Below are 23,317 nucleotides of genomic sequence, written 5' to 3' on the forward strand. Positions count from 1 at the left end.
ACCGGCTGGCATTGCATTCAGCGAGCCAGGCTCACCATGGATCGGCTCGGGCCTACCTTGCGCGTCAGTCAGTGGATTGCAGCCCATGGATCCGCACGGCCACATCGGCCGCCGCCTCCCCATCGCCCAGGGCGGACCAGGCCAGTTCGGCGCGACGGAAGTAGCCGACGGCGTCGGCCGTCTCGCCGCGTCGTTCGGCGATCCGACCGAGCAGCGACAGATCCTGGGCCACCCCGCGAGGGTTCTCCTCCGCCTTGTCGCGCGAGAGCGCGCGCCGGGCCAGGTCCGCTGCCTCGTCGAGGTCGCCGGCCCCGGCGCGCAACACCGCCAGGCTGTGGCAATCGGCGGCCACGCCGAGGGCATCGTTCAACGACTCGTGCATGGCCAGCGCCCGGCGCAGGTGGGCCTCGGCGGCCACGGCGTCGCCTTCCTGCAGGAGGGCCATGCCCAGGTCGTGCAGCAGCACGGCACGCTCGGGGCTCGGATCGTCCAGGGGCAAGGCGAGGCCGGCCTCGAGCCAGGCGCGGGCGTCGTCGACACGATCCTGCTCGAGGGCGACGGTCGCGAGACCGCCGAGGGCCTCCGCCTCCAGAGCCGGAACACCGAGGCCACGGGCGGCGTCGAGGGAACGCTGGAACGCCGCCGCCGCGGCGTCCGTCTCCCTCAGGGCCAGGCGGGCGCGCCCCAGCGAGGCCAATGCCTGGGCAGTGCCGGCACGGTCGTCCACCGACGCGTGCAAGGCCAGGGTCTGCTCGAAGCAGATGGCGGCCTGGGCGAAGCGCCCCTCGCGGTACTGGCGCAGACCGGCCTGGTAGATGGTGGCCGCGCGCGTATCGAGGGCCGTCACCCGCTCGGGACTGCGGGGCAACGACGAGCAACCCGCCATCAGCATCAGGACCAGGGCCAGCAGGCAGGTCGTGCGCAGCGTCATGTCAGCCTCCCACCCGGCGCCGGCCCTCGAAGGTCCCGGGCGCCTCGGTCTCCGGCGGGATGCCGCCGCGCAGGAGCGGGTTGTTCTTCAGGCCCTGCAGTACCTTCTCGCTCTCGGCCAGGGTGCGGATGGTCTCGTCCATGAGGAGGCCGATCTCCGGGGCCGATCGGTTGAGGAACTCGGTGAGGGCCACCAGCTGGTCCGTGGCGGCGATCAGGCGCTCGTAGAGCGCGGCGCGGTCGTGGAAGAGCTGGGCGGCCGTGCCTTCCTCGCCCAGCAAGGTGGGGATCAGGCCGTCGGGGTCGGCCAGGTGCTCGCTGAAGGCGGCGAGGTTGGCGACCACGGCGCCCAGTTCGGCGGCGTTGCGGTTGACGGCGGCCGCGAGGTCCCCGAACTCGCGCGTCGTGTTGTCGACGGTGGCCAGGAGGCCGCCGGCCGGCTCGCCGACCGTGCCCATGAGACGCGTGTCCAGGCGGGCCAGTAGCTGTTCGAGCGTGGTCACCAGCGACTCCGCTTCCCCCACCAGCGGCGGCAGCATGGCCAGCAATCCGGCCACGGCGTCGCGTCGCTGGGGACGGTCGACGTCGCCTCGTTCCAGCAGCGCCCGGCCCGCCGGCATGTCGGTGGACAGGATCAGCGACCCCGGCGGCACGGGCTCGCCACCCTGGCGTCCCGGATAGAGCACCAGGCTCGAGCCGAAGCCCAGCGGCTGCACCGCCAGCTCGAGCACCGAGCCGGCCACGACGCGGTCGGCGTACTCCTCGTGGATGGAGAGGGTCACCTCGACCTGGTCGTCAGCGCCGAGACGCAGCTGCTTGACGTGGCCGATGGCGAAGCCGCGCAGCTCGAGGGCCAGGCCCGGGCTCAGCCCCTCGGCCGTCAGGAAGCGGGTGGTGTAGAAGGGGTCGCGCTTGAACCAGCGCTTGTTGACGCCCACGAACAGCAGTGCGCCCACCAGCAGGACGATCCCCGCCAGCACGAAGGCCCCCACGACCTGATCGCGGTAGCGCAGCATGATGTTCATCCCGGACGCTCCTTCGTCGCCTCATCCGTGCTCACGATCCGCCGGCTCGAGCCGGTCGCGCAGGATCTCGCCCACCAGCGGATCCGGCACGGCCCGCACCTCGTCCGGCGACCCGGACGCCAGCACGCGGCCCTCGTGCAGGACCAGCAGGCGGTCGGCCAGGGCCCGGGTCAGCTCGGCGTCGTGGCTGACGGCCGCCAGGGTCACGCCCCGCTCCCGCTGCTCGCCGAGGATCCGGATCAGGATGCGGCGCCAGCGCTGGTCCATGGACGCCATGGGCTCGTCGAGGAACAGCGCCTCGGGTCCCGGTATCAGGGCCCGCAGGAACGAGACCACCTTCTGCTGGCCATGCGAGAGCATGGCCGGTCGCCTTTCCAGATCGGCATCGAAGCCGCAGGAGTTGAGCGCCGAGTCGATGCGGCGGCGGCGCTCGGCGGGATCGAGGCCGGGGAACTTGGCCTGCAGCGGCAGGTCCAGGTTGACCGCGAGGGAGGTGTTGGCCCAGAGGGCGGCGTCCTGGAACATGAAGCCCGTGCGGGTCTGCAGGATCTGCCGGGAGCGGCCGTCCATGGCGTCGAGATCGCGACCGTCGTAGAGGACCCGGCCGGACGTGGGCCGGATCAGCCCGGCGGCGGTTTTCAGCAGGGTGCTCAGACCGGCGCCGGAACGGCCCAGGATCACGGTCATGCGGCCGGGCTCGAGGGTCGCGTCGACCTCGTGCAGGATCACCCGGTCCCTGCGCGCCACCGTCACGCCCTGCAGCTCGATGCGCACGTTTCTACCCCTGCTGGAAAAGGATGGTGATGACGACGTTGGCCACGATGCAGAGGGTCATGGCGACCCCCAGCGAGGCGATGGTCTTCTGGGGGACCTCGGTCACCGCCCGCTCCACCTTGAAGCCGTAGTAGGTGGCCACCGTGGCCAGGATGTTGGCGAACACCAGGCTCTTGACCACCGAGGAGGCGATGTCGGCGCCGTTGAGCGCGCCCACGAGGTTGCGCAGGTACTCCGAGAGGGGCACGTCGTGGATGAGGGAAGCCACCGCGCAGGATCCGAAGAGGCCGACCAGGCTGAAGTAGAGGTTCAGGAAGACCATGGCCACGGTGACGCCGATCAGGCGCGGCGCCGCCAGGAACGCGACGGGGTCGATGCCGGCGGCGTGGTACGCCTCGATCTCGTGGTCGACCACCATGTTGCCCAGCTCGGTGGTGATGGCGCTGCCCGAGCGGGCGGCGATCACCAGGGCGGTGAGCAGCGGGCCCAGCTCGCGAGTGATCACCAGGATCAGGATGCGGAAGGCCAGCTCGCTCTGGCCGAACTGCGGCAGCAGGCTGGTGCCCTGGATGATCACCGCCGCGCCGATGCCCAGCGAGATGAGCGCCAGGATCGGCAGCGCCTCCACGCCGGTGAAGTACACCTGGGCCACGAGCACGGGCAGGCTGATGCGCCCCCGCCGCAGGAACAGGAACGACTCCCGCTGCAGCACGTAGGCGAAGCCCAGGCCGTAGAACATGTCACTGGCGGTGTGGCGGACGCGGCGGCCGAGTGTCGTGATCATGGGAGCGATGATAGGCTGCGGTCCGCTGGGCGGTCCAGTGTTCTGTGCAGCGCAGCTCACCGCGGGCTGGGGCCACTGCTCGGATCCATCGAGCCGCCGGTCCTGGCCGCGCGACCAGGAGAGGTGCCGGGATAAAAACGGAATTATGTTGGGTGGAGAACAAATGATCTTCCTCAACATCCTCGGGTGAATGAACACCATGGCGAAACGTGAACGGACTCCGCTATCGATCATCGGCTGGCGGGAATGGGTAGGATTGCCAGAGCTGGGAATCAAGACCATCAAGGTGAAGGTCGATACCGGTGCACGCTCCTCGTCGCTCCATGCGTTCAACCTCGAAACCTTCGAGCGCCACGGGCAGACCTGGGTCCACTTCCAGGTTTATCCGATGCAGCGCAAGTGCACCAGGATCGTCGAGGTGGAGGCGCCGGTGCTGGAATACCGCACGGTGCGCAGTTCCAACGGCAAGGCGACACGGCGACCGGTCATCGTCACCGACATCTCCCTGCTCGGCCAGATCTGGCCCGTCGAATTGACCCTGGCCAGCCGTGACGAGATGGGGTTCCGCATGCTGCTGGGCCGCGAAGCCATTCGCCACCGGTTCCTCGTCGATGCCGGGACGTCCTACTACGGGGGCAAGCCCAAGAAGAAGCGCTCCACCTGAACAACTCGGCCGGATCCAGCTCCGGGCTTTATCGAAACGAGACAATTTGAAACTGGCCATCCTATCATGCAGCCCCGGGTGCTACAGCACCCGCCGGCTGCGGATCGCCGCTGCCGAGCGCGGCCACGATGTCAAGGTCCTCGACACCCTCAAATTCGCCATCGACCTGGAGAAGGGAGAGCCGGACCTCTTCTACCGGCAAAAACACCTGGCGAACTACACCGCCGTGCTGCCACGCATCGGCGCCTCGATCAGCTATTTCGGTACCGCCGTGGTCCGGCAGTTCGAGCAGATGGATATCTTCTGCGCCAACTCGTCGATCGGCATCGGCAATTCGCGGGATAAACTTCGCAGTCTGCAGATCCTCAGCCGCCACCATATCGGCATCCCCACCACCAGTTACGTGCGCGACAAGCGTGACGTGCTGCCGGCCATCGCGCGGGTGGGCGGCGCACCGGTGATCATCAAGCTGATCGAGGGCACGCAGGGCATCGGGGTGCTCCTGGCCGAGACGGTGAAATCGGCCGAGGCGATGATCGAACTGTTGCAGAGCCAGAAGCAGAACGTGCTGATCCAGAAGTTCGTGGCCGAGAGCAAGGGTCGCGACATCCGCGCCTTCGTGGTCGGCGACCGTGTGGTGGCCGCCATGCGCCGCATGGCCCAGGGCCAGGAGTTCCGCAGCAATGTCCATCGGGGCGGCGTCACCGAGCGCGTCGTTCTCGACGACGCGTACTGCGAGACCGCCGTGCGGGCCGCCCAGATCATGGGCCTGCGCATCGCTGGCGTCGATCTGCTGGAGGGACGCGACGGGCCCCAGGTGGTCGAGGTGAACTCGTCGCCGGGCCTCGAGGGCATCGAGACCTGTACGCAGCTGGACATCGCCGGCGTGATCATCGACTACATCGCCGCCCAGGTGGATTTTCCGGAGATCGACCTGCGACAGCGGTTGACGGTGAGCCGGGGCTACGGCGTGGCCGAGTTGAACATCCCCCAAGGATCGGAGTACGTGGGCAAGACCATCGAATCCTCGAAGTTGCGTGAGCAGGACATCAACGTGCTCACGCTCAACCGTGGCACCACGGTGATTCCGAATCCCCGGTCCTCGCGGGTGCTGGAGGCCGGCGATCGTCTGCTCTGCTTCGGCAAGCTGGAGTTCATGCGCGGGCTGATCCCCCAGACCACGCGCCGTCGCCGTCGGCCCACTGCCAAGGTGCTGCCCAATCAGGAGACAGACGAGTCCGCGACGAGCGGGAAGGACTGACATCATGACCGAGGTTCGACGTCGCAAGCCCATCGACGAGTGGTTCGGCGAGGAGATCCCCGCCGGCCAGTCCCGCAATGTGACCCTCCCGGTCAGCGAGAGCTACAGCAGCATGACCGTGGAGATCCCCATCCATATCCGCCGGGCGACCGAGCCGGGTCCGGTGGTGTTCGTCACGGCCGCCCTGCATGGCGACGAGATCAACGGCACCGGCGCCATCCGCGAGCTGATCCACGACCCCGAGTTCCAGCTGCAGCGCGGCGCGGTGATCCTCATACCGGTGCTCAACATCCTGGCCTTCGACCGGCACTCCCGCTACCTGCCCGACCGTCGCGACCTGAACCGGTCGTTTCCCGGATCGGCGGGTGGCAGCCTGGCCAGCCGCATGGCAGCGATCATCTTCGAGGAGATCGTCTCCCGTTGCGATTACGGCATCGACCTGCACACGGCGGCCATCCGGCGCACGAACTACCCCAACGTGCGGGGCGACCTGAGCGATCCGGCGGTGCGGCGGCTGGCCGAGTCGTTCGGGGCGGAGATCGTCATCAACGGCAAGGGACCGGCGGGCGCGTTCCGCCGCGAATCCTGTCTGGCCGGCTGTCCGACCATCATCATGGAGGGCGGCGAGGTCTGGAAGGTGGAACCGGGGATCGTCGCCTCGGCGATCCGGGGCATCAAGAACGTCCTGCGCGATCTGGAGATGCTGACGGGAGAGCCGGAGCGGCCGGAGTGGCAGATCGTCGTCGACAAGGCGAAGTGGATCAGGGCCGAGAAGGGCGGCTTCATGCAGTTCCACGTCAGGCCCGGCGACCTCGTGGAGGAGGGCCAGTTGCTCGCCACCAACACGACGCTCCTCGGCCAGGAACGCAGCACGCTGCGGGCGCCCTTCGACGCCGTGGTGATCGGCATGATCAGCCTGCCCGCCATCAGCCCCGGCGAACCTGTCTTCAACCTGGGACGCCTGCCGGCCGGACGTAGACCAGCCGATCTGCAACGACGGCGCGAGGAGGAAGACGGCCTCGAGCAGCGCGTGGTGGACGATCTGGCCTCCAGCGTCATGGTCGTCGAACCGACGGAGGAGGTTCCTGCAGCGGTGAGGCCAGCGGCGCCGGCCGACGAATAATCCTTGTCGCGGTTTCCGCCAGTCCGCAGAATCGGCTCCGTTCCCACCGGTCCCCGCGACAGGAGGATGCTCCCGATGGCCGATCTGTTGCAGACCATCTCCACCTGGTTCGAGCAAGAGCTCGGGATCTCCCCGGGGATCCAGCACAACGTCGTCCGCACGCTGCTGGTGTGGATCGTCTACCTGGTGCTGCGGCTCGTGGTTCTCGGGGTGATCGAGCGACGCGTCGGCGAGGTCGCCCGCCGCTACATCGCCAACAAGACGGTCAACTACGTGCTGGGAGCGCTGTTCTTCGTGGCGACGCTGATCATCTGGTTCGGCGGCTTCACCGGCTGGTCGGCCTACCTGGGCATCGTGTCAGCGGGCCTGGCCATCGCCCTGCAGGACCCCCTGACCAACCTGGCCGGCTGGCTCTTCGTGTCCATCCGCAAGCCCTTCGTGGTGGGCGACCGCATCGAGATCGGCGGCCACGCCGGGGACGTCATCGACCTGCGGCCGTTCCAGTTCACGCTCATCGAGATCGGCAACTGGGTGGACGCCGATCAGAGTACGGGCCGGATCATCCACATCCCCAACGGCTGGGTCTTCAAGCACACCACGGCCAACTTCACGTCGGGCTTCGAGTTCATATGGAACGAACTGCCGGTGCTGGTGACCTTCGAGAGCGACTGGCAGAAGGCCAAGGCGATCCTGCTGGAGATCGCCGGCCGCCACACCGACGTGCCCGACGCTGAGGCCTCGCAGCAGCTCCAGCGGGCGGCCAAGCGCTACATGATCTTCTTCCGGCACCTGACGCCCATCGTCTACACCTCGGTGGCCGACAGCGGCGTCATGCTCACGGTGCGGTACATCTGCCGGCCGCGGCGGCGGCGCGGCACCACCATGGCCATCTGGGAGGACGTGCTGCAGGCCTTCGCGGCCGAGCCGGGCATCGACTTCGCCTACCCCACGACGCGTTTCTACGACAATGTCGGCGAGGGCAAGCCTGGGTGCCGGGCGCCGGGGCCGGCCGACCAGGGCGGAATCAGAAATTGAACTGGACCCGCAACCAGAGCACGGTCGCTGGCCTCGCCATCGTCTCCTCGTTACCCTCCCAAGCACGCCCGGTCTTCATGATTCCTTAAGGCGCGATGAAGGACACGACGGGATGTCGTGTCGCAATACTCCCGACCGAGATGGCGCATCCTGATCCAGCGACAACAAGATCAGCATACCAGCCACCATCCATCCTATTTGATGACATCTGTATTTCAACCCCTGCTACTCTTTCCGTCACAGCCCACAACTTGCTCTTCTCCGTGGGCCACCCCCAGCCTGACAACCTCGCGGCTGTTTCCATGACGACCTGTACGCGCTTGGTCAGGGATCCAAACGACGTGGTGCGGGGCCCCTGCCCATCGTTACGCACGTCCGGCTCGATACGCAGGATATTCCGCACGAGGCCAGGAGGTTGCATGATGAGATATCGATTGATGGTCGTGATGCTCACCTTGTGTCTGCCCGCGACGGTTGGGGCTCAGGAATGCATCGATTACGAGGACTATCTCCACTGGCTGGGGAGTGTGGACACGCCGGGCAGCGCCCGGGACGTGGCGACTTCTGGCGTTCATGCCTTCGTCGCCGACGGTGTCTCCGGCCTGCAAGTGGTCGATATCTCCGACCCAGAGAACCTCGTGATCGTGGGATGTGTTGACATGCCGGGATTCCAAACTGCCACCGAGGGTGTGGCGGTCGCGGGCTCCTACGCCTATGTCGCGAACATGAACTACGGTCTGGGGGTGGTCGACATCTCCGATCCGGAAAATCCCCAAGTCGTGGGCAGCGTGGACACGCCGGGTCCGGCGTATGCCGTGGCTGTGCTGGGCAATCACGCCTACGTCGCAGATGGATTCCATGGCCTGCACGTGATCGACATCACCGATCCAGCAAGCCCGCAACTCATCGGCAACGTGGACTCGCCGGGCTATCCCGTGGGCGTGACGGTTACCGGTACCCATGCCTACCTCGCGGACGGATTGTTCGGTCTGCAAGTGATCGACATCACGGATCCCACGGTTCCCAAGATCGTGGGCAATGTCGACACGCCGGGCTGGGCTAAGGATGTGGCGATCCTGGGTGCCCATGCCTTTGTGGCCGACCAGGGAGCGGGTCTCCAGGTTGTCGACATCACCGATCCGACCAGTCCGCAGATTATCGGAAGCGTCGACGCAGCCTGGGCCAATAAAGTGACGATCGCGGACACCCACGCCTACGTCGCGGACAGTGGCGGCCTCAAGGTGATCGATATCTCGGTTCCGGAGAGTCCCCAGATCGTGGGTAGCGTGAGCACCCCCCCACACGCCGGCACGAGCGTAGCGGTTTCTAGCGACCGCGCCTGCCTCGCAGCCAGTGAATCGGGCCTGCACGTGATCGACATCGCCAATCCGGAGAGCCCCCAGACCGTGGGGAGCGTGAGTACGCCGATGTTCGGAACGGGTGTGGCGATTTCCGGCCGCTTTGCCTACGTAACAGACACTCATTACACCTGGCACGGCCTCCAGGTGATCGAGGTCACGGGCCCCGAGGGGCCCCATCCCCCCCAAATCGTAGGGAGTGTCGACACTCCAGGCCACGCCAATGGTGTTACGGTCTCGGGCAATCATGCCTACGTCGCAGACGGTGAGGCCGGCCTGCAGGTGATCGACATCTCGGACCCGGAGAATCCCGATATCGTGGGCTGTGCCGACACCCCAGGCAGCGCCATGGGCGTCGCGGTCTCGGGCTCTTATGCATACGTCGCAGACAATGAGGCCGGTTTGCAGGTGATCGACATCTCGGACCCGGAGAATCCCAGGATCGTGGGGAGCGTGGACACGCCGGGATTGGCCGAGAATGTCACGATCTCGGGCAGCCACGCCTACGTCGTGGACGGTGACCTGCAAGTGATCGATATCTCGAATCCCGAGAGTCCTCAGATCGTGGGCAGCTTGGACACGCCGGGCCAGGCCCGGGACGTGGCGATCCAGGGCACCCTGGCCTGCCTCGCAGGCGCTGGTCTCCAGGTGATCGACATCACCGATCCTATGAATCCGCAGCTCATTGGCAGCGCGATTGGCGGGGGCTACGCCAAAGGCGTGGCGGTCTCGGGCACCGCAGCCTTTGTGGCGGCTGAGTACGCCGGGATGAAGGTGTTCGACATCACCGACCCGGAAAGTCCCCGACTCACAGGGAATGTGACCTTGCCCGACGATGCCCAGGACGTGGCGATCTCGGCTGACTATGTCCTGGTTGCCGCAATGTACAACCTGCACATCCTGCCCTTGCAGTGCGAAGATGTCGTATCCCTGCAGGATTCAGACGATGACAGCGGTCCGGGCCACGAAGTGCCCGCCAGCGGCCGGCAACTGGCGGTCCACCCGAATCCATTCAACCCGCTGGCGAACATCACCTTCACCCTCCAGCGCAGCCAGCACGTCGCCGTCCGCATCCACGATATGCGGGGCCGGCGTGTTCAGGTGCTGGCCGTCGGCACCTATCCCCCGGGCACGCACGCACTCGCATGGGACGGGCGAGATTCGCAAGGTCGCTCGCTGCCGTCAGGAACCTATCTCGTTCGCCTCGAGACGGATGAGCGAGTGGAGACGCAGAAGGTGATGCTGGTCAGGTGACCAATCCGGATATGGGACGGTGGGTCACCACACCATCGGCACGTAACCGTCCTTGATCAGGCCGGAAATCAGGGCGCCGACATACTCGACCTGGACCCCCAGCTCGCGCAGCTCGTCGCTCTGACCGTCGCGGTCGGCGAGGAAGCGGCAGGCCACCGGCTCACCCGCGAGCTGCCGGAAGTCGTGCACGAGCACCTGCAGATCCTCGTCGTCGAGGAGCAGACCCTCCGCGGGGCCGAAGAAGTAGAGCTTCACGTCGGCGAGCCACTCGTACTTGCGGGCGTTGACCGCGTACATGGCGCCGGCGTGGGCCTTGGCCCGGTCGGCGGTGGCGATGATCACGAGGACCTTGTCGGACATGATGGTTCCCGGGGTTAAAGCGTGGAGAGCCGGCGGACGAGGACAGCATAGGGGCGCCGCGGCGCCGCGCCAGCGTCGCCGGGGACCTGCCGCCGGCGCTACTCCGCGGCCGACTCCCCTGCGTGCTCCTCGAGCGCGCGCAGGCGCCGCCGGAACCGGTATGGCTCCTCGAAGGGCACCGGTCCGGCCGCCGCCGCCGCCGCCAGCACCGCCGCGGCCTCGGCCGGCAGCCCGTTGTCCCCGTAGTGGGTCACCGTCTCGACCGCCAGCCCGGCCGCGATCACCAGTACCGAGTAGTTGCGCCCGTTGACGAAGAGGTAGCCGAGGGTGCGGCCGTACCCGTCGGTCTCGGCCGCGCGCAGCAGCTCGACCTCCACCGCCGCCGCGAACACCCCGGCGGCGAACGCCGCGGCCTCGGGACCGAAGGGCTGGTCCAGGAACTGGCCGTACCGCGGATGGGCGACCTCGGGCGTGTCGATGCCCAGGATGCGGACCCGCTCGCGGTCGCCGTCGGCCCACGCGATGGTCACGGTGTCGCCGTCGCCGACGTCGATGAGTTCGAGCGGGACCGGGACGCGCACCAGGGCCGGCCGGGTCTGGGTGCGGTCGGTGTCGCTCTGGGCGAGGGCGCCGGCGGCGACCAGGCACAGGACGACCATCATGGCGAAGCGCAGGAACCGGTCGCGATCGGGCATGGAGCTCTCCCTTTCGGGTCAGGTCGCGAAGAATCCCCGGGAGAGCCTACTCCCGGACCTCCCGCACGCAATCGATCACCGTGCCGTCGACCCACTTGATCGCGGCCACGACCTTCTCCCCCAGCTCTGGCTTCTGCGGCGCGCCGCCGCAGAACCCCTCCACCTCTTCCTTCAGCTCGCGGATGTCCACGATGGGCAGCGAGGAGCCGCGCACCTTCTCCAGCAGGTCGGTCCGCAGCGGGTTGATGGCGATGCCGCGCTCGGTCACGATCACGTCGACCAGCTCGCCCGGCCCGCACAGCGTGGTCACCTCGTCCACGATCACCGGGATGCGGTCGCGGAAGCTGGGGATGGGCAGGATGGTGCACCGGGAGAACAGGCAATTCTGCCAGCCGCCGATGCCGTGCAGCAGCTTGCCGTCCGAGTGGGTGACCACGTTGGCGTTGAAGTCCACGTCCACCTCGGTGGCGCCGAGCACCACCGCGTCGATCATGGACGCGAAGTTGCCCTTGCCGTGCCAGTTGTAGCTGGTGAACGGCGAGGTGTTGACGTGGCCGGGGTTCTCGCGCATGGAGCGCACGCCCTCGAGGTCGAAGGTCTGGCCGTCGAGGATGTAGTCGGTCAGGCCCTCCTCGAGCATGTCGGTGAGGTACTGGTTCGAGCCGCCGCGCACGAAGCGCGCCTTGATCTTGCGCTCGCGCATCATGTCGCGCAGGAAGATGGCGAACGAGAGCGCGGTGCCGCCGGCGCCGGCCTGGAACGAGAACCCGTCGCGCACGATGCCCACCTCGTCGCAGAAGCGCGCGGTGAGCTCGGCGATGAGCAGGCGGTCGGGCGACTTGGTGATCTGGGTGGTGCCCGAGACGATCTTGGACGCGTCGCCGATGCAATCCATGACCACCACCTGGTCCACGTTGTTGCCCTGGATCTGCCAGGGGATGCACGGGAACGGCACCAGGTTGTCGGTGACCGCGATCACGTGGTCGGCGTACATGGAGTCGGCCAGCGCGAAGCCCAGCAGGCCGCAGGCGGTGGGGCCGCGGTCGCCGGTGGCGTTGCCGAAGGGGTCGGCGGTGGGCGCGGCGATCACGGCGATGTCGATGTGGACCTCGCCGTCCTGGATCGCCTGATACCGGCCACCGTGCGAGCGCAGCACGGCCATGCCGCGCATCTTGCCGGTGGAGCAGTAGTTGCCCAGCGGGCCGTTCATCGAGCCCTCGATGTGGTGGATGACGCCCTGCTCCAGGAGCGCGATCTGGGGTTCGTGCACGGGGAAGCTCGCCGAGGGGAACCAGCGCAGGTCCTTGACGCCCAGCTCGGCGGCGGCCTGGAACACGGCGTTGGCCACGTAGTCGCCGTTGCGCAGGTGGTGGTGCGTGGAGATGGTCATGCCGTCGCGCAGGCCGGCGTTCTGCAGGGCCGTCTTGATGTCGGCGGTGACCTTGTTACCGTCGGCGGGGTAGTCCGCGCACGAACGGATCGGCGGGGCGGCCTTGCGGCCCTCGGGGCGGTACTTGCCCACGCCCTGGAAGGGAATCGCCTTCTCGCCGTTGATCTCGGTGGGGACCAGGCGGCCCACGGCGTTCTCGACCATTCGCGTCATCGACTCACCTCTTGGTTCGGCCCGTGTCCGCCACGGACCGCTGAGTTGCGGGAGCCGTCAGCCCCCGACGAGCTTCACCGAGAAGCCGCGGTCGCGCAGCCACTGCGCCACCTGCTCGCGCTTCTCGCCCTGGATCTCCACCGCGCCGTCCTTGACGCTGCCACCCGTGCCGCACGCCTTCTTCAGGTCGCGGGCGAGGTCGTCCATGGCGGCGGTGGCGAGCGGCAGGCCGCGCACCACGGTGACGCACTTGCCGCGCCGACCCTTCACCTCGCGGCCGACGCGGACGGTGCCGTCACCGGCCGGTGCGGCGGTCGTCGCTTGCGACCGGCACGTGCAACGGTCCTGGGGACGGCCGCACTCCGGACAGGCACGCCCGCCGTCGCTGGACCAGACCGTCTGGTGGTCGCGGGCCATGCTACGCGTCATCCGCTTCGCGCCAGTCGGCCGCCAGCTTGCCCACCAGCACCGCCGTATCCACCGTCGTCAGCGCCCGCTTGACCACCGGCGCGTCGATCATCTTGCTGCCCAGCGAGACCACGCCGAGCCCCCTGGCCTGGGCGTCGTCGAAGGCCAGCACGATCTTGCAGGCCTTCTCGATTTCCGCGTCGGTGGGCGCCAGGGCCTCGTGCACCACCGGGATCTGCCGCGGGTGGATGCAGCCCTTGCCCACGAAGCCCAGGCCCTTGGCCTCCACCACCGACGCGCGCAGGCCGTCCATGTCGGTGACGTCGCTGAACACGGTGTCGATGGGCTGGACGCCCGCCGCGCGCGCGCCGTTGAGCACCTGCGACCGCGCCCAGAACGACTCGGTCCCTTCGAGCGTGCGCTGGGTGCCGATGTCGGCGGTGTAGTCCTCCAGGCCGATGGCCAGCGCCACCACCGAGGGATGCGCCGCGGCGATCTCGTACGCCTTCCACGCGCCCAGCGCCGACTCGATGATGGGCATCAGGAACACCTCGTGGGGCGGTTGCAGCGCGGCGACACGCTCGGCCACCGCCACCACCTGCTGCGGATCCTCCACCTTGGGGATCAGGATCAGGTGCACGTTGTGGGGCACCACCCAGTCGAGGTCGGCCAGGCCCAGGTCGCCCTGGTTGATCCGCACCATGCGCTCGGCGCCGTAGAAGTCCACCGCGCGCAGCGCGTTGCGGACCAGGCAGCGGGCGGCGTCCTTCTCGGCGGGCGCCACGGCATCCTCGAGGTCGAGGATGATGCCGTCGGGCTGATGCAGGCCGGCGTTGATGAACAGCTTGGGCTGGCTGCCCGGCAGGTACAGCCGTGTGCGGCGGAGGCGCTCGCGCGCGCCCGGGTATGCGCACCGCGGCGAGATGGGCAGCAGGAACTCGGCGGCGAGGGAGGGGTCGGCCCGCCGGGCGGCGGTCTCCAGCCGGGCCGCCAGCGCGAAGGGCAACGCACCCTGATCCTCCACCTCCACCCGCGCGTGGGCGAGGCCCAGCGCCTGGCAGCCCTCGTCGATCAGCGCGCGGATGCTGTCGCCGTACATGCCGGCGACCTTGCTCCGCAGCTCGATCTCCAGCCCACCCTGGTCGCGCGTCTCCACCGCGATCCAGCAGTCACTGCGTACCTGCGGCCCGCGGTCGCCCGCTTCGCCTCTCGCCGCCATGGCTTCACCTCTGGGATGGTAGGACCAGGCCGGGCGGCGCAACGGTCGTCGCCCGGCGATGTCATCTGGGACTGAAATGTGGTTTGCGATGGGGTGCCAGGCAAGCCGCTGTCGGACATCGGCCTGAACGCTGACTCGCAGCAATCCCTACCTGTGCGATAGGTTGTCCAGAAAACAACCCCGCGCGTCGCACCAAGCACCCGACCTTATCCACAGCCCTGGTGGAGTTATGAGGAAAAGCCTGTAGTCCAGGGGGCGTTTGGTTTTTTAAGATTTCGTAAGGCCGTTCACAAGCCTCATATTTGCAGCACGTTGCAAAGGCGTCGCGAGTCAAGGAAGCGCTCGGGGAAAACCAAGGAAAGATGTTGATAACTTGGGGGTAAGGTTGGTGCGATCGTGGGACAACTTGTGACCAAACGCTAAACGGCCAGTAATCTAGGGCCCAGGAAAAGGGGAGATCGGCAGTCCCCGAAGCCGACCTCCCCCGCCGAAAAGGCCCTATTTCGCCAGCTCTTCGACCACCGAACCGAACAGCTTCCAGATCTTCTGGACCGAGCTGATCCTCACCCGTTCATCAGGAGAATGCGCACCCTCGATGTCAGGGCCGAAACTGACGATGTCCAGCTCGGGGTAATTCTCCAGCAGCAACCCGCATTCGAGGCCGGCGTGGATCGCCTTCAACTCGGGCGTCTGCTTGAACAGCTTCTCGTACTGTCCGATGGTGGTCTTCAGGAGCGCCGACCGCGGGTTGGGCTGCCACGCGGGATAGCCCTCGGGCTGGTCGATCTCCGCCCCGGCCATGCCCGCCAGCGCCTTGTGCTGGCCGACCACGTAGTCGAGCCAGCTCATGACCGAGCTGCGGCTGCAGCAGGTGATGTCCACCCGGTTGCCGTTGGTCTTGACCACGCCCAGGTTGCTGCTCGTCTCCACCAGGCCCTCGATGTCGCGGCTCATGCCCAGCACCCCGTGCGGGATGGCGACGAGCAGGCAGAGCAGCCGGTGCGTCTCGCCCACCGACCACGCCTTCTCCACCTTGCACGCGCCCACGCGCCACTCCAGCCCCTCGTCGGCGCCCACCAGCTCCTCGGCGAGCGCACGTTTGAGGAAGCGGTCGACCAGCTGCTTGAACTCGCGCGCCTGGACCTCGGGCACCAGCACCCGCGCCTCGGCCTCGCGCGGGATGGCGTTGCGCAGCATGCCGCCGTCGAACTGCGCGACCCGCAGGGGCATCACCCGCGCGGCGTAGTGCAGCGCCCGCGCCAGGAGCTTGTTGGCGTTGCCGCGACCGAGGTGGATGTCGAGGCCGCTGTGGCCGCCCGTCAAGCCCTTGAGCACGACCTTGCGGCCGACCATGCCCTTGGGCGCCTTGCCGCCGCGCAGCTTCAGGGTGAACACGCTGTCGCGGCCGCCGGCGCAGCCCATGAACAGCGCGGCATCCTCCTCGCTGTCCAGGTTGATCATGCGCTTGCTCTTGAAGTACCCGGCCTGCACGCCCGCGGCGCCGGTGAGGCCGCGCTCCTCGTCCACGGTCAGGAGCACCTCGATGGGACCGTGCTTGACGCTCCTGTCATCGGCCAGCGCCAGCCCCATGGCCACGCCGATGCCGTTGTCGGCGCCCAGGGTGGTGCCGTCGGCATGGACCCAGTCGCCGTCGACGATGAGCTTGATGGGGTCCTTGGCGAAGTCGTGCTTGGTGGCCGCGTTCTTCTCGCAGACCATGTCGACATGGCCCTGGACCAGCACCGGGGCGGCCTTCTCCAGTCCGGGCGTCGCCGGGATCGTGATCAGCAGGTTGCCGACCTCGTCCTCCTTGCAATCCAGACCACGGTCGGCGGCCCACTGCTTGAACATGGCCTGGATGGCGGCCTCGTCGCCGCTGCCGTGGGGGATGGCGGCCATCTTGCCGAAGATCTGCCAGACGGCCTTGGGTTCCAGGGCGTCGTACTTGCTCATGGGCGGCTCCTCGCTGTGGGGTGGGCTGAAACATCACGCGCCGTACAGGTATAGTGCCCGTACGGCGGCGAGTCAACGTTGCGGGGGCTCGGCGGCGGCTCAGGGGTTGATGATCGTGTACTCGAGGAGGCGGCTTTCGGCGGTGAGCAGCTGCACCTGCCGGTAGCTGTCCACGATCAGGTCGACGAGATCCTCGCCGTCGGGCGTGTCGACCACGGTCCAGGCGCTCCCGTCGTGGTAGGCCAGCGCGCCGCCCCGGCCACAGACCCAGAGGTACCGCCCGCTGGTGCCCTCGACCGCCAGCAGATCCTGTTCCAGCGGACAGGCCAGATCGGTCCATTCCTCGCCATCGCAGGCGAGGACCGTGCCGCCGGCGCCCACCACGAAGAATTCCCGGGGCGAACGCCCCCAGATCCCCAGCAGGTCGACCTCGGCCACGCCTGCGACCGCCGTCCAGGTCCGGTCCTCGCGGCGCAACACCGTACCCTCGTCGCCGACGGCCCACCAGACCGCGCCGTCGGGGGTCCAGACGTCCTGCAGATCCGCCGTCACGGCCAGCTCGTCGACGTACTGCAGGCCGTTGATTCCCCAGGCCACCAGACCCTCCTCGCCCACGGCCACGGCCTCGGGTTCGGTGCTGGCCGGGTGGGAGGCCACCGCCCGGAAGCCACGGCCCGGGAGGTTGGGCGTGACGATATGCTGGCTGCCGTTGACCGCGATGGCGTGGCCGCCGGCGGTCACGAAGAGCCGGCGCGAACCGATGTCGCAGCCGTCCACGATGCGATAGCGGTTCTCGAGGTAGTCCCCGATGGCCAGCTTGAGCGGAGAGGTGCCGACGCTGGCGATCACCCCTTCCTCGCCACAGGCCAGCACATCGCCGTCGACGGGGCTGGTGAACCCGTTGACATGCGGAGTCGGCGCCGCCACGGTGCGCCATTGCTGGCCATCCCAGAGGAAGACACTGGTGTAGTTGAATCCCCCGGAATAGGCCAGGATCTGGCCGTCGTCCAGCAACCGCACCTGGACGATCGCCTGGAGATCGCCGCCGAGATCCTCCATGGGCACCGGCATATAACGCCAGACGTCGGCTTCACGGACCGCGACGAAGCCGTCGATCCCGCCGACGACCAGCGTCCCGTCTTCGGTTCCATCCAGGCAGGCGAGCCCATAGGGGAAAGCAGGGGTCTCCAGGGGCACCAGCTCGTCCCCGACCAGTTCCAGCAGCCCCTCGTACTCCACGGCCAGCAGGCCGCCCTGTTCGTCGGTCCAGAGCTGGGTCACCTCGTGGGTGCGCGAGATCCAGCTCCAGGATCCGTCCCGATACCGGAAGACGTTGCCGTTGCGACCATCGGCGATGACATGGTCGGGGCCCAGCACCTCGAGGTCGAAAAGGCGACTGGACATGGGCAGACGCGGCAGGAAGCGCCAGGACGCGCCATCCCAGCAGGCGACCACCCCATCCATGTTCTCGTCGTAGCCGCAGACCCAGAGTCGATCCTCGTCATCGAAGCGGACCGACTCCAGAAAACAGGGCAGCGGCGACAGCTCCTCCCAGCCCTCGCCGTCATGGATCGCGATCTCGCCGTGGTAACCGCTGACGACCGTCCGGCCTGCATCGTAGTGGACCAGGCGGATCCTCTCCATGTACAGCCACAGGAGCGCCCAGTAGCTCTTGGCGTCGCTGCTCCAGCCCTGGCCGTCGAAGGTCATGACGCTGGTCTCGCCGCAGGCCGCCACCAGGTGGTCGGCCCGATCGCCGTCGATGCCGATGATGGGGATCCGGAGCGGCTCGCCGGTGATCCAGCGTTCACCCCGCGCCAGCTCGGGCTCGTACTTGTCGAAATCGCAGGCGGTGAGCAGCAGGGCGCAGAGGACCGCGAGCGCGGCCGCGCTGAGACGATGGCGCTGGTTCACGATGCAGGACTCTCCCTCACGGGTTCCGGGGCGATGGGCCCCTCAAGGATACCCCGCCCGCGAGCCGCGAACAAGCGCCGTGGCCATGCGGAATGGCCGACATGCTCCCGTCAGCCCCAGCCATCCAGCCGCAACGTCCGCTGGATCGCGTCGCGCTGCGCCGGCGCCACCCGCGCCTCGTCGGCATAGTCCCGCCAACGCGACACCACCGCCACCACCTCGCCGACGATGGTCTCCGCCCGCCCCCGCTTCATGGCCGCCCCCTTCGCGCAGGCCTTGAAATCGTCGAGCACGAACCTGTCGCGCTTGCCGTTGAGCGACATCTGGTGCACCGAGGTCCACCGCCCCGTGGGCTGGTAGCTGTAGGTGAGGTCGAAGGCCGGCGACAGCGACCACCGCCCCGCCTTGTCCATGAGGAACGCGATGTTCTTCACGTGGTCGTCCTGGTTGCGCGCCACGAGGTTGAACACGAGGCGCCGGAACTGTTCCTCGAGGGCGCTCATGGGCAGGCCCAGCCGGCGGATCACCAGCAGCGCCTGTTCGTAGCTGTGGGCGCCGGCCAGGTTGTAGTCGTAGTGGGCGAGGGCGCCGAGCGATTGCATGTGCAGCTTGCCGGTCTCGCCCACGCGGTCGAAGCGGCGGGTCATGAAGTGGCGGCGACCGTTCTCCTCGAGGAGTCGACAGCGATTCATGTTGATACCGGCGTCGGCGGCCATCTTCGCGTAGGCGAACTCGATGGCGCCGTAACCGTCGGGGTCGAGCAGTTCCCGGTCGCGGTTGCCGGCCACGCCGTCGAACTTGATCAGCCAGTGCTCGTAGCCCGGATCGGCCGGGACCTGGCCGCTGCGCACATCGTTCGTCGTTGGGTTCCAGGCGATCACCGCCTTGGCGCGCGCCCCGCCGGCCGAGGTGCCGACGCGCAGGATGTCCTTCAGCGCCTCGCCCCGCTCCGCGTCGCCGAACGACGTTCGCATTTCGTTGCGCTCGCTGAGGACCGCCGAGGCCAGGGCGACCAGCTCGTCGATGCGGACCCTGGCCGGCTTGCGGGCCCGCGGGCCGACGGCCGGCACGTACTCGAGCGCGCCCATGCCGCGCGACCCGGTGTAGCACAGGCGTTCGACGGGATCGAACGAGTCGGGCGTCCGCCCCTGGGTGGCCAACCAGGCGTCGATGAGCGCGTTGCCAAAACGGTCGGGCAGCGAGTCGGCCAGGAGGCCGGGCAACCCGTGGAACGTCTCCCCCGACAGCGCCGGAAACCGGTAGACACCTGTCGCGAGCGGCATGACCAGCGGCGCGACCTCGATGCCGCTGGCGGCGAAGGCGGGGTCGTACTCGAAGGCCGCCACCCTGGCGCCATCCTCGAGAGCGACCGCGCCGATGGTGCGCCCCCAGAGCTTGACCTCGGCCACCGTGCTCATTCGTCATCCCCCCAGGACCAGGTCCCGTCGGTCTGCTGGCGCCGGCGCTTGGACGATGCCCGCTGCCGCTGCTTGCCCTTCATCTTCAGGAGGTCCAGCGGACCAGGCACGATCTCGGGAACGGCCTGGTCCAGAGCCTCCAGCAGATCGAGCGCCCGCAGGATCCGGATCAGGATGGTCAGCTGGGTGGATCCGCCGGCCTCGAGCCGCTCCACCGTCCGCTTGGCGACGCCGGCCTGCTCGGCCAGGTCGGCCTGGGTCAGGCCCTGCTCCAGACGATGGCGCGCCAGGCGCTGGCCGAATTCCTCGAGGATGGCCTCGTCGCTCAGATTGAGATCCACCATCTCGCCTCCCTTGACGACTTGAACCAACAATATACACTATTTCGTCAAATATGGCGACTTGTTAATTCTTGATTATTCATCTTTTATGGCGACATAAACAGAATTATATCTTTTTATCGTCAGTTTAGACGACATAAAGCAGCAGACATGCCATGTGAAACTCTCGCGGTGGGAACGATGGTGGCCGCCACCGGCGGTGCGCCCGGCACCGAACGCCTGGCCTAGGGCGCGAGGTCCGCCACCAGCGGGCTGCCCTGGGGTGTCCAGTTCCCCTTGACCACCTGGCGCCCGCTGCCCGCGAAGAGCAGCCAGCTGTACTTGCCGTAATGCCCCAGCCGCGAGCCCAGGCCCTCGAGCCGCGGCGCGCTCCGGGTGAGGATGACCAGGTCGGTGCCGCCGCCGGGGGCCGGGGCCGCGAAGACCAGGTCGTTCTCCTTCAGGCTGTGGCGCTTGCCCGCCAGGAAGACCAGGTCGCCGTGGACCCGCAGCTCGTCTGGCTGCCGCTCGGCCAGCACCCCGGGGTCGGGGTTGACCAGCACGTTGACCGCGCCGTAGGCCGGCAGTCCGTCGTCGCGCAGGTCGGGCTGGTCGCACTCGCAGAAAGCGCGGGCGAACGCCTCGGTGGCCGCGCGCACGAACGCGCCCTCGGCCGGCGGCACGAAGACGTGGGTCTCGGCGGCCAGCACCTGGCTCAGGGTGGGTTCGATCTCGGCGGGGTCGAGGAGGCGGAAGAGGTCGTTGTCCGGATCGATGGTCAGGCTCCGGGCGCCGGGAGCCGTCACCGTGACGGCCTGCTCGCGGTCGCGCAGCGCGACCACCGTGCGCACCGTATCGCCGCGCGCGACCACCACCACCGGCACGCGTAGTTCGTACGTGGGCTCGGTCTGGTGCAGGGTGAAGCGGACCGTGTCGCCGTCCAGGGCGATGTCGCTGATCGTGAGCACCGGCGCCCCCGTGCGTTCGAGCCACTGCGCGGCGAAGGTCTGCAGGTCGCGACCCGAGGCCGCTTCCAGCGCGGCGAAGAAGTCGCTCCAGGCGGCGGGGCGGCCGCGGAATTCGTGATACACCGCGCGCAGGGCCTCAATCACCGCCGGCCGGCCGAGCTCCTGCTCGAGCATGTGCCAGATCGCCATGCTCTTGCCGTAGCCCACGGCGCGCGACGCTCCCGAGTGGCGCGCCAGGAACGTGCTCAGCGGGAAGTCGCGCTCGGGATGGCCGCCCACGTAGGCCGCGTAGTCCTTGAGCTGGTTGCGCCGGTACTGGTGTGCCGCGGCGGCCGATTCCTCGCGCTTGTAGAGGTAGTCGGCGCACCAGACGGTCAGGCCCTCGCACCAGTTCCCCTCGGCGGGGTCGACGAACACCGAGTTGCCCCACCAGTTGTGCGCGATCTCGTGGCCGAAGCTGGTGTAGGGGATGAACGGCAGGCGCAGCACCTGCGAGCCCAGCAGCGTCCAGCCCGGCATGCCGTAGCCCGTGGGGAACCAGTTCTCCACCGTGGTGAACGAACGGTAGGGGTAAGGGCCGATGAGCTCGCTGTAGAGGTCGAGGTAGTGGGCGGTGCGCTCGAGGTAGAGCTCGGTGAGCTTCGGGTCGTCCTCGAGCAGGCAGGTGCGCATGGTCACGCCGGCGTGGTCGCGCTCGGTGACCGTGAAGCGGTTGGCCACCAGCGAGAGGCCGTCCACCGGCTCGGTGATCTCGTACACCGTGTGCAGGAGACCGTCGACCGTGTCCTGGGCGGTGACCTCGCCGCTCATCACCGGATACCACCCCGCCGGCGTGATCACCTCGAACCGGCCGGCCACCAGCGCGTCGGCGGCCCGGGGCAGCCAAGCGGTGTCGCCCGAGAGCCAGATGCCCTCGTCGCCAACGGTGGCGGTGATCTCGCCGCCCACGTTCTCGCGCGAGAAACGGACCTGGTCGGTGGGCTGATGGGCCGTGGCGGCGTAGGCGAGGAAGAACGGACCTTCGCCAGCGGCGACCAGTGTGGTGGTCTCGCCGCTGAAGGTGCCGTCGGGGGCGGGCGCCGCACCGGGTTCCAGCACCAGGGTCAGGCCGCTGTCCACGTCCAGGCTGTCCAGGCCGGCCGGCCGCTCGAGGCGGTCGGTGACGAGGACCGTGTGGGCCGTGGGGTCGAGGGTGACGACCGCCTCGTGCCGGATGACGGGCGGCGCCTCGGCGGCCAGGGTCGGCAAGGTCGCGGCGAGCAGGAACAGGAGACAGATCGAGCGGGTCATGCGGCGCACTCCGGGCTGGGGTTTGACGCCCCCCAGGATACTGCACTGCGGGCTGCTGGCAACGCCTAGCCGGCCGCGGCGAAGTGCGGCGCCAGCGCCGCCTCCAGGGTCCGCCAGGTCTCGCGGTTGAAGAACATGTGGCCCACACCGGGCAGGGTGAGGTAGGTGGACCCGGGAATGGCCTCGGCCGTGAGCCGGCCACCGACCTGGGGCACCAGCGGGTCCTCCTCGCCGTGGATCACCAGGGCGGGACGGCGTACCGAGCCGAGGATGGTGGTGCGGTCGCGCAGATCCTTCTGGCAGGCGAGGTGATTGCGGGCGGGCAGCGTGGCGGGGTTGCGCGCGTAGAGTTCGCGGGTGTAGGCCACGGCCATGGCCTCGTCCAGGGGCAGCTCGCCGTTGAGGTAGCGCCAGACCTTGAGGAACCCGGGTAGATCGCGCTGGAACTCGCCCGTGGGCTGGTTCGCGCGCAGGATCTCCCACGTCTCCGCCGACGCCGGGGGCACGTCCGGGCTGCCGGGATGCGACGAGATGCTGGTCAGCGAGCGCACCCGGTCGGCGTGGTCCACGGCGAGGAGCTGGGCCACGAAACCGCCCATGGAGTGGCCCACCACGTGGGCCTGCTTGACGTCGTGGGCGTCGAGGACCGAGAGCGCGTCCTGCACCAGATCCTCGAACCGGTACGGATGCCGGGCGAAATCGAGATGGGTGGAGTGACCGGTGTCGCGCTGGTCGAAGCGGATCACGCGGTAGCCCTGGCTGGCCAGGCCGAGGCAGAAGGAGTCGGGCCAGAACGCGCTGATGGCGCCGGCGCCGCTGATCAGCAGGATCGCCGGATCCTCTCCCGGGTATTCCTCGGACCAGATCCGGATGGTGCCCTCGACATGTTCGTGGTCTTGGTCGGCCATGGTGCCCCCGGGGGACTCGGGGCGCGCGATGTGCGTGCCCACGTTCCGCTACG

At 68.1% G+C, this 23,317-nt stretch carries 20 protein-coding genes; 5 read left to right on the forward strand and 15 right to left on the reverse strand.

The genetic code is table 11. The features are described 5' to 3' along the window. Positions 1–64 precede the first annotated feature (64 nt). Genes IFSED24_RS12305 through IFSED24_RS12320 form a run of 4 tightly spaced genes read right to left on the reverse strand, consistent with a single transcriptional unit; the run spans position 65 to position 3,513 of the window. Positions 65–931 (reverse strand): tetratricopeptide repeat protein, encoded by an 867-nt coding sequence (locus IFSED24_RS12305; RefSeq protein WP_491331763.1) that lies wholly within the window; start codon positions 929–931, stop codon positions 65–67. A gap of 1 nt (position 932) precedes the next feature. After that, positions 933–1,955 carry an MlaD family protein gene (locus IFSED24_RS12310; RefSeq protein WP_491331764.1) on the reverse strand — a complete coding sequence of 341 codons (1,023 nt, stop codon included), beginning with the start codon at positions 1,953–1,955 and terminating at the stop codon, positions 933–935. A gap of 21 nt (positions 1,956–1,976) precedes the next feature. Next, positions 1,977–2,729, reverse strand: coding sequence for an ABC transporter ATP-binding protein (locus IFSED24_RS12315; protein ID WP_491331765.1), 753 nt, complete (start codon positions 2,727–2,729; stop codon positions 1,977–1,979). 4 nt (positions 2,730–2,733) lie between these two features. After that, complete coding sequence (locus IFSED24_RS12320) at positions 2,734–3,513, reverse strand: ABC transporter permease (RefSeq protein ID WP_491331766.1); 780 nt, start codon at positions 3,511–3,513, stop codon at positions 2,734–2,736. Between the two features lie 199 nt (positions 3,514–3,712). Between IFSED24_RS12320 and IFSED24_RS12325 the strand changes: the two genes are divergently transcribed. From IFSED24_RS12325 to IFSED24_RS12345, 5 genes are all read left to right on the forward strand, one after another. After that, positions 3,713–4,177: an ATP-dependent zinc protease family protein gene (locus IFSED24_RS12325; RefSeq protein WP_491331767.1), complete on the forward strand. Its 465-nt coding sequence runs from the start codon at positions 3,713–3,715 to the stop codon at positions 4,175–4,177. Between the two features lie 46 nt (positions 4,178–4,223). After that, positions 4,224–5,438: a RimK family alpha-L-glutamate ligase gene (locus tag IFSED24_RS12330; protein ID WP_491331768.1), complete on the forward strand. Its 1,215-nt coding sequence runs from the start codon at positions 4,224–4,226 to the stop codon at positions 5,436–5,438. Positions 5,439–5,442: 4 nt separating this feature from the next. Next, complete coding sequence (locus tag IFSED24_RS12335) at positions 5,443–6,561, forward strand: succinylglutamate desuccinylase/aspartoacylase family protein (RefSeq protein ID WP_491331769.1); 1,119 nt, start codon at positions 5,443–5,445, stop codon at positions 6,559–6,561. A gap of 75 nt (positions 6,562–6,636) precedes the next feature. Further along, positions 6,637–7,596 carry a mechanosensitive ion channel family protein gene (locus tag IFSED24_RS12340; RefSeq protein ID WP_491331770.1) on the forward strand — a complete coding sequence of 320 codons (960 nt, stop codon included), beginning with the start codon at positions 6,637–6,639 and terminating at the stop codon, positions 7,594–7,596. Positions 7,597–8,015: 419 nt separating this feature from the next. Then, the gene (locus IFSED24_RS12345) at positions 8,016–10,208 is read left to right on the forward strand and encodes a FlgD immunoglobulin-like domain containing protein (protein ID WP_491331771.1); all 2,193 of its coding nucleotides are present in this window, start codon (positions 8,016–8,018) and stop codon (positions 10,206–10,208) included. A 24-nt stretch (positions 10,209–10,232) separates the two neighbouring features. Here the strand turns inward: IFSED24_RS12345 and IFSED24_RS12350 are convergent, their stop codons facing one another. The 11 genes from IFSED24_RS12350 to IFSED24_RS12400 all read right to left on the reverse strand — a co-directional run bounded on the left by IFSED24_RS12350 (position 10,233) and on the right by IFSED24_RS12400 (position 23,264). Further along, the gene (locus tag IFSED24_RS12350; RefSeq protein WP_491331772.1) at positions 10,233–10,568 is read right to left on the reverse strand and encodes a hypothetical protein; all 336 of its coding nucleotides are present in this window, start codon (positions 10,566–10,568) and stop codon (positions 10,233–10,235) included. A 98-nt stretch (positions 10,569–10,666) separates the two neighbouring features. Beyond that, positions 10,667–11,263 (reverse strand): thermonuclease family protein, encoded by a 597-nt coding sequence (locus IFSED24_RS12355; RefSeq protein WP_491331773.1) that lies wholly within the window; start codon positions 11,261–11,263, stop codon positions 10,667–10,669. Positions 11,264–11,309: 46 nt separating this feature from the next. Further along, positions 11,310–12,857, reverse strand: a complete 1,548-nt coding sequence (locus tag IFSED24_RS12360; RefSeq protein WP_491335055.1) for a citrate lyase subunit alpha — start codon at positions 12,855–12,857, stop codon at positions 11,310–11,312. 66 nt (positions 12,858–12,923) lie between these two features. Next, positions 12,924–13,283, reverse strand: a complete 360-nt coding sequence (locus IFSED24_RS12365) for an SUI1 family translation initiation factor (RefSeq protein ID WP_491331774.1) — start codon at positions 13,281–13,283, stop codon at positions 12,924–12,926. Between the two features lies 1 nt (position 13,284). Further along, complete coding sequence (locus tag IFSED24_RS12370; RefSeq protein ID WP_491331775.1) at positions 13,285–14,493, reverse strand: aldolase/citrate lyase family protein; 1,209 nt, start codon at positions 14,491–14,493, stop codon at positions 13,285–13,287. 498 nt (positions 14,494–14,991) lie between these two features. Further along, positions 14,992–16,446, reverse strand: coding sequence for an aminoacyl-histidine dipeptidase (locus tag IFSED24_RS12375; protein ID WP_491331776.1), 1,455 nt, complete (start codon positions 16,444–16,446; stop codon positions 14,992–14,994). Positions 16,447–16,545: 99 nt separating this feature from the next. After that, a complete protein-coding gene (locus IFSED24_RS12380; RefSeq protein ID WP_491331777.1) occupies positions 16,546–18,360 on the reverse strand; it encodes a sialidase family protein in 1,815 nt (604 codons plus the stop codon). A 110-nt stretch (positions 18,361–18,470) separates the two neighbouring features. Next, complete coding sequence (locus tag IFSED24_RS12385) at positions 18,471–19,778, reverse strand: type II toxin-antitoxin system HipA family toxin (protein ID WP_491331778.1); 1,308 nt, start codon at positions 19,776–19,778, stop codon at positions 18,471–18,473. Beyond that, entirely contained in the window at positions 19,775–20,122 is a 348-nt protein-coding gene (locus IFSED24_RS12390; protein ID WP_491331779.1) for a helix-turn-helix domain-containing protein, read from the reverse strand. The genes IFSED24_RS12385 and IFSED24_RS12390 overlap by 4 nt, the downstream gene beginning before the upstream one ends. A gap of 221 nt (positions 20,123–20,343) precedes the next feature. Next, positions 20,344–22,356, reverse strand: a complete 2,013-nt coding sequence (locus IFSED24_RS12395; RefSeq protein ID WP_491331780.1) for a M1 family metallopeptidase — start codon at positions 22,354–22,356, stop codon at positions 20,344–20,346. Positions 22,357–22,421: 65 nt separating this feature from the next. Continuing rightward, positions 22,422–23,264 (reverse strand): alpha/beta fold hydrolase, encoded by an 843-nt coding sequence (locus IFSED24_RS12400; RefSeq protein WP_491331781.1) that lies wholly within the window; start codon positions 23,262–23,264, stop codon positions 22,422–22,424. Positions 23,265–23,317 lie beyond the last annotated feature (53 nt).

Source organism: Candidatus Latescibacter sp. IFSED24 (assembly GCF_058273205.1).

Bases quoted from the DNA above. Each gene is read 5' to 3' on its own strand.
- IFSED24_RS12305 (WP_491331763.1), bottom strand. From the start codon at position 931: ATGACGCTGCGCACGACCTGCCTGCTGGCCCTGGTCCTGATGCTGATG.
- IFSED24_RS12310 (WP_491331764.1), bottom strand. From the start codon at position 1,955: ATGAACATCATGCTGCGCTACCGCGATCAGGTCGTGGGGGCCTTCGTG.
- IFSED24_RS12320 (WP_491331766.1), bottom strand. From the start codon at position 3,513: ATGATCACGACACTCGGCCGCCGCGTCCGCCACACCGCCAGTGACATG.
- IFSED24_RS12325 (WP_491331767.1), top strand. From the start codon at position 3,713: ATGGCGAAACGTGAACGGACTCCGCTATCGATCATCGGCTGGCGGGAA.
- IFSED24_RS12335 (WP_491331769.1), top strand. From the start codon at position 5,443: ATGACCGAGGTTCGACGTCGCAAGCCCATCGACGAGTGGTTCGGCGAG.
- IFSED24_RS12340 (WP_491331770.1), top strand. From the start codon at position 6,637: ATGGCCGATCTGTTGCAGACCATCTCCACCTGGTTCGAGCAAGAGCTC.
- IFSED24_RS12345 (WP_491331771.1), top strand. From the start codon at position 8,016: ATGATGAGATATCGATTGATGGTCGTGATGCTCACCTTGTGTCTGCCC.
- IFSED24_RS12350 (WP_491331772.1), bottom strand. From the start codon at position 10,568: ATGTCCGACAAGGTCCTCGTGATCATCGCCACCGCCGACCGGGCCAAG.
- IFSED24_RS12355 (WP_491331773.1), bottom strand. From the start codon at position 11,263: ATGCCCGATCGCGACCGGTTCCTGCGCTTCGCCATGATGGTCGTCCTG.
- IFSED24_RS12360 (WP_491335055.1), bottom strand. From the start codon at position 12,857: ATGGTCGAGAACGCCGTGGGCCGCCTGGTCCCCACCGAGATCAACGGC.
- IFSED24_RS12365 (WP_491331774.1), bottom strand. From the start codon at position 13,283: ATGGCCCGCGACCACCAGACGGTCTGGTCCAGCGACGGCGGGCGTGCC.
- IFSED24_RS12370 (WP_491331775.1), bottom strand. From the start codon at position 14,493: ATGGCGGCGAGAGGCGAAGCGGGCGACCGCGGGCCGCAGGTACGCAGT.
- IFSED24_RS12375 (WP_491331776.1), bottom strand. From the start codon at position 16,446: ATGAGCAAGTACGACGCCCTGGAACCCAAGGCCGTCTGGCAGATCTTC.
- IFSED24_RS12385 (WP_491331778.1), bottom strand. From the start codon at position 19,778: ATGAGCACGGTGGCCGAGGTCAAGCTCTGGGGGCGCACCATCGGCGCG.
- IFSED24_RS12390 (WP_491331779.1), bottom strand. From the start codon at position 20,122: ATGGTGGATCTCAATCTGAGCGACGAGGCCATCCTCGAGGAATTCGGC.
- IFSED24_RS12395 (WP_491331780.1), bottom strand. From the start codon at position 22,356: ATGACCCGCTCGATCTGTCTCCTGTTCCTGCTCGCCGCGACCTTGCCG.
- IFSED24_RS12400 (WP_491331781.1), bottom strand. From the start codon at position 23,264: ATGGCCGACCAAGACCACGAACATGTCGAGGGCACCATCCGGATCTGG.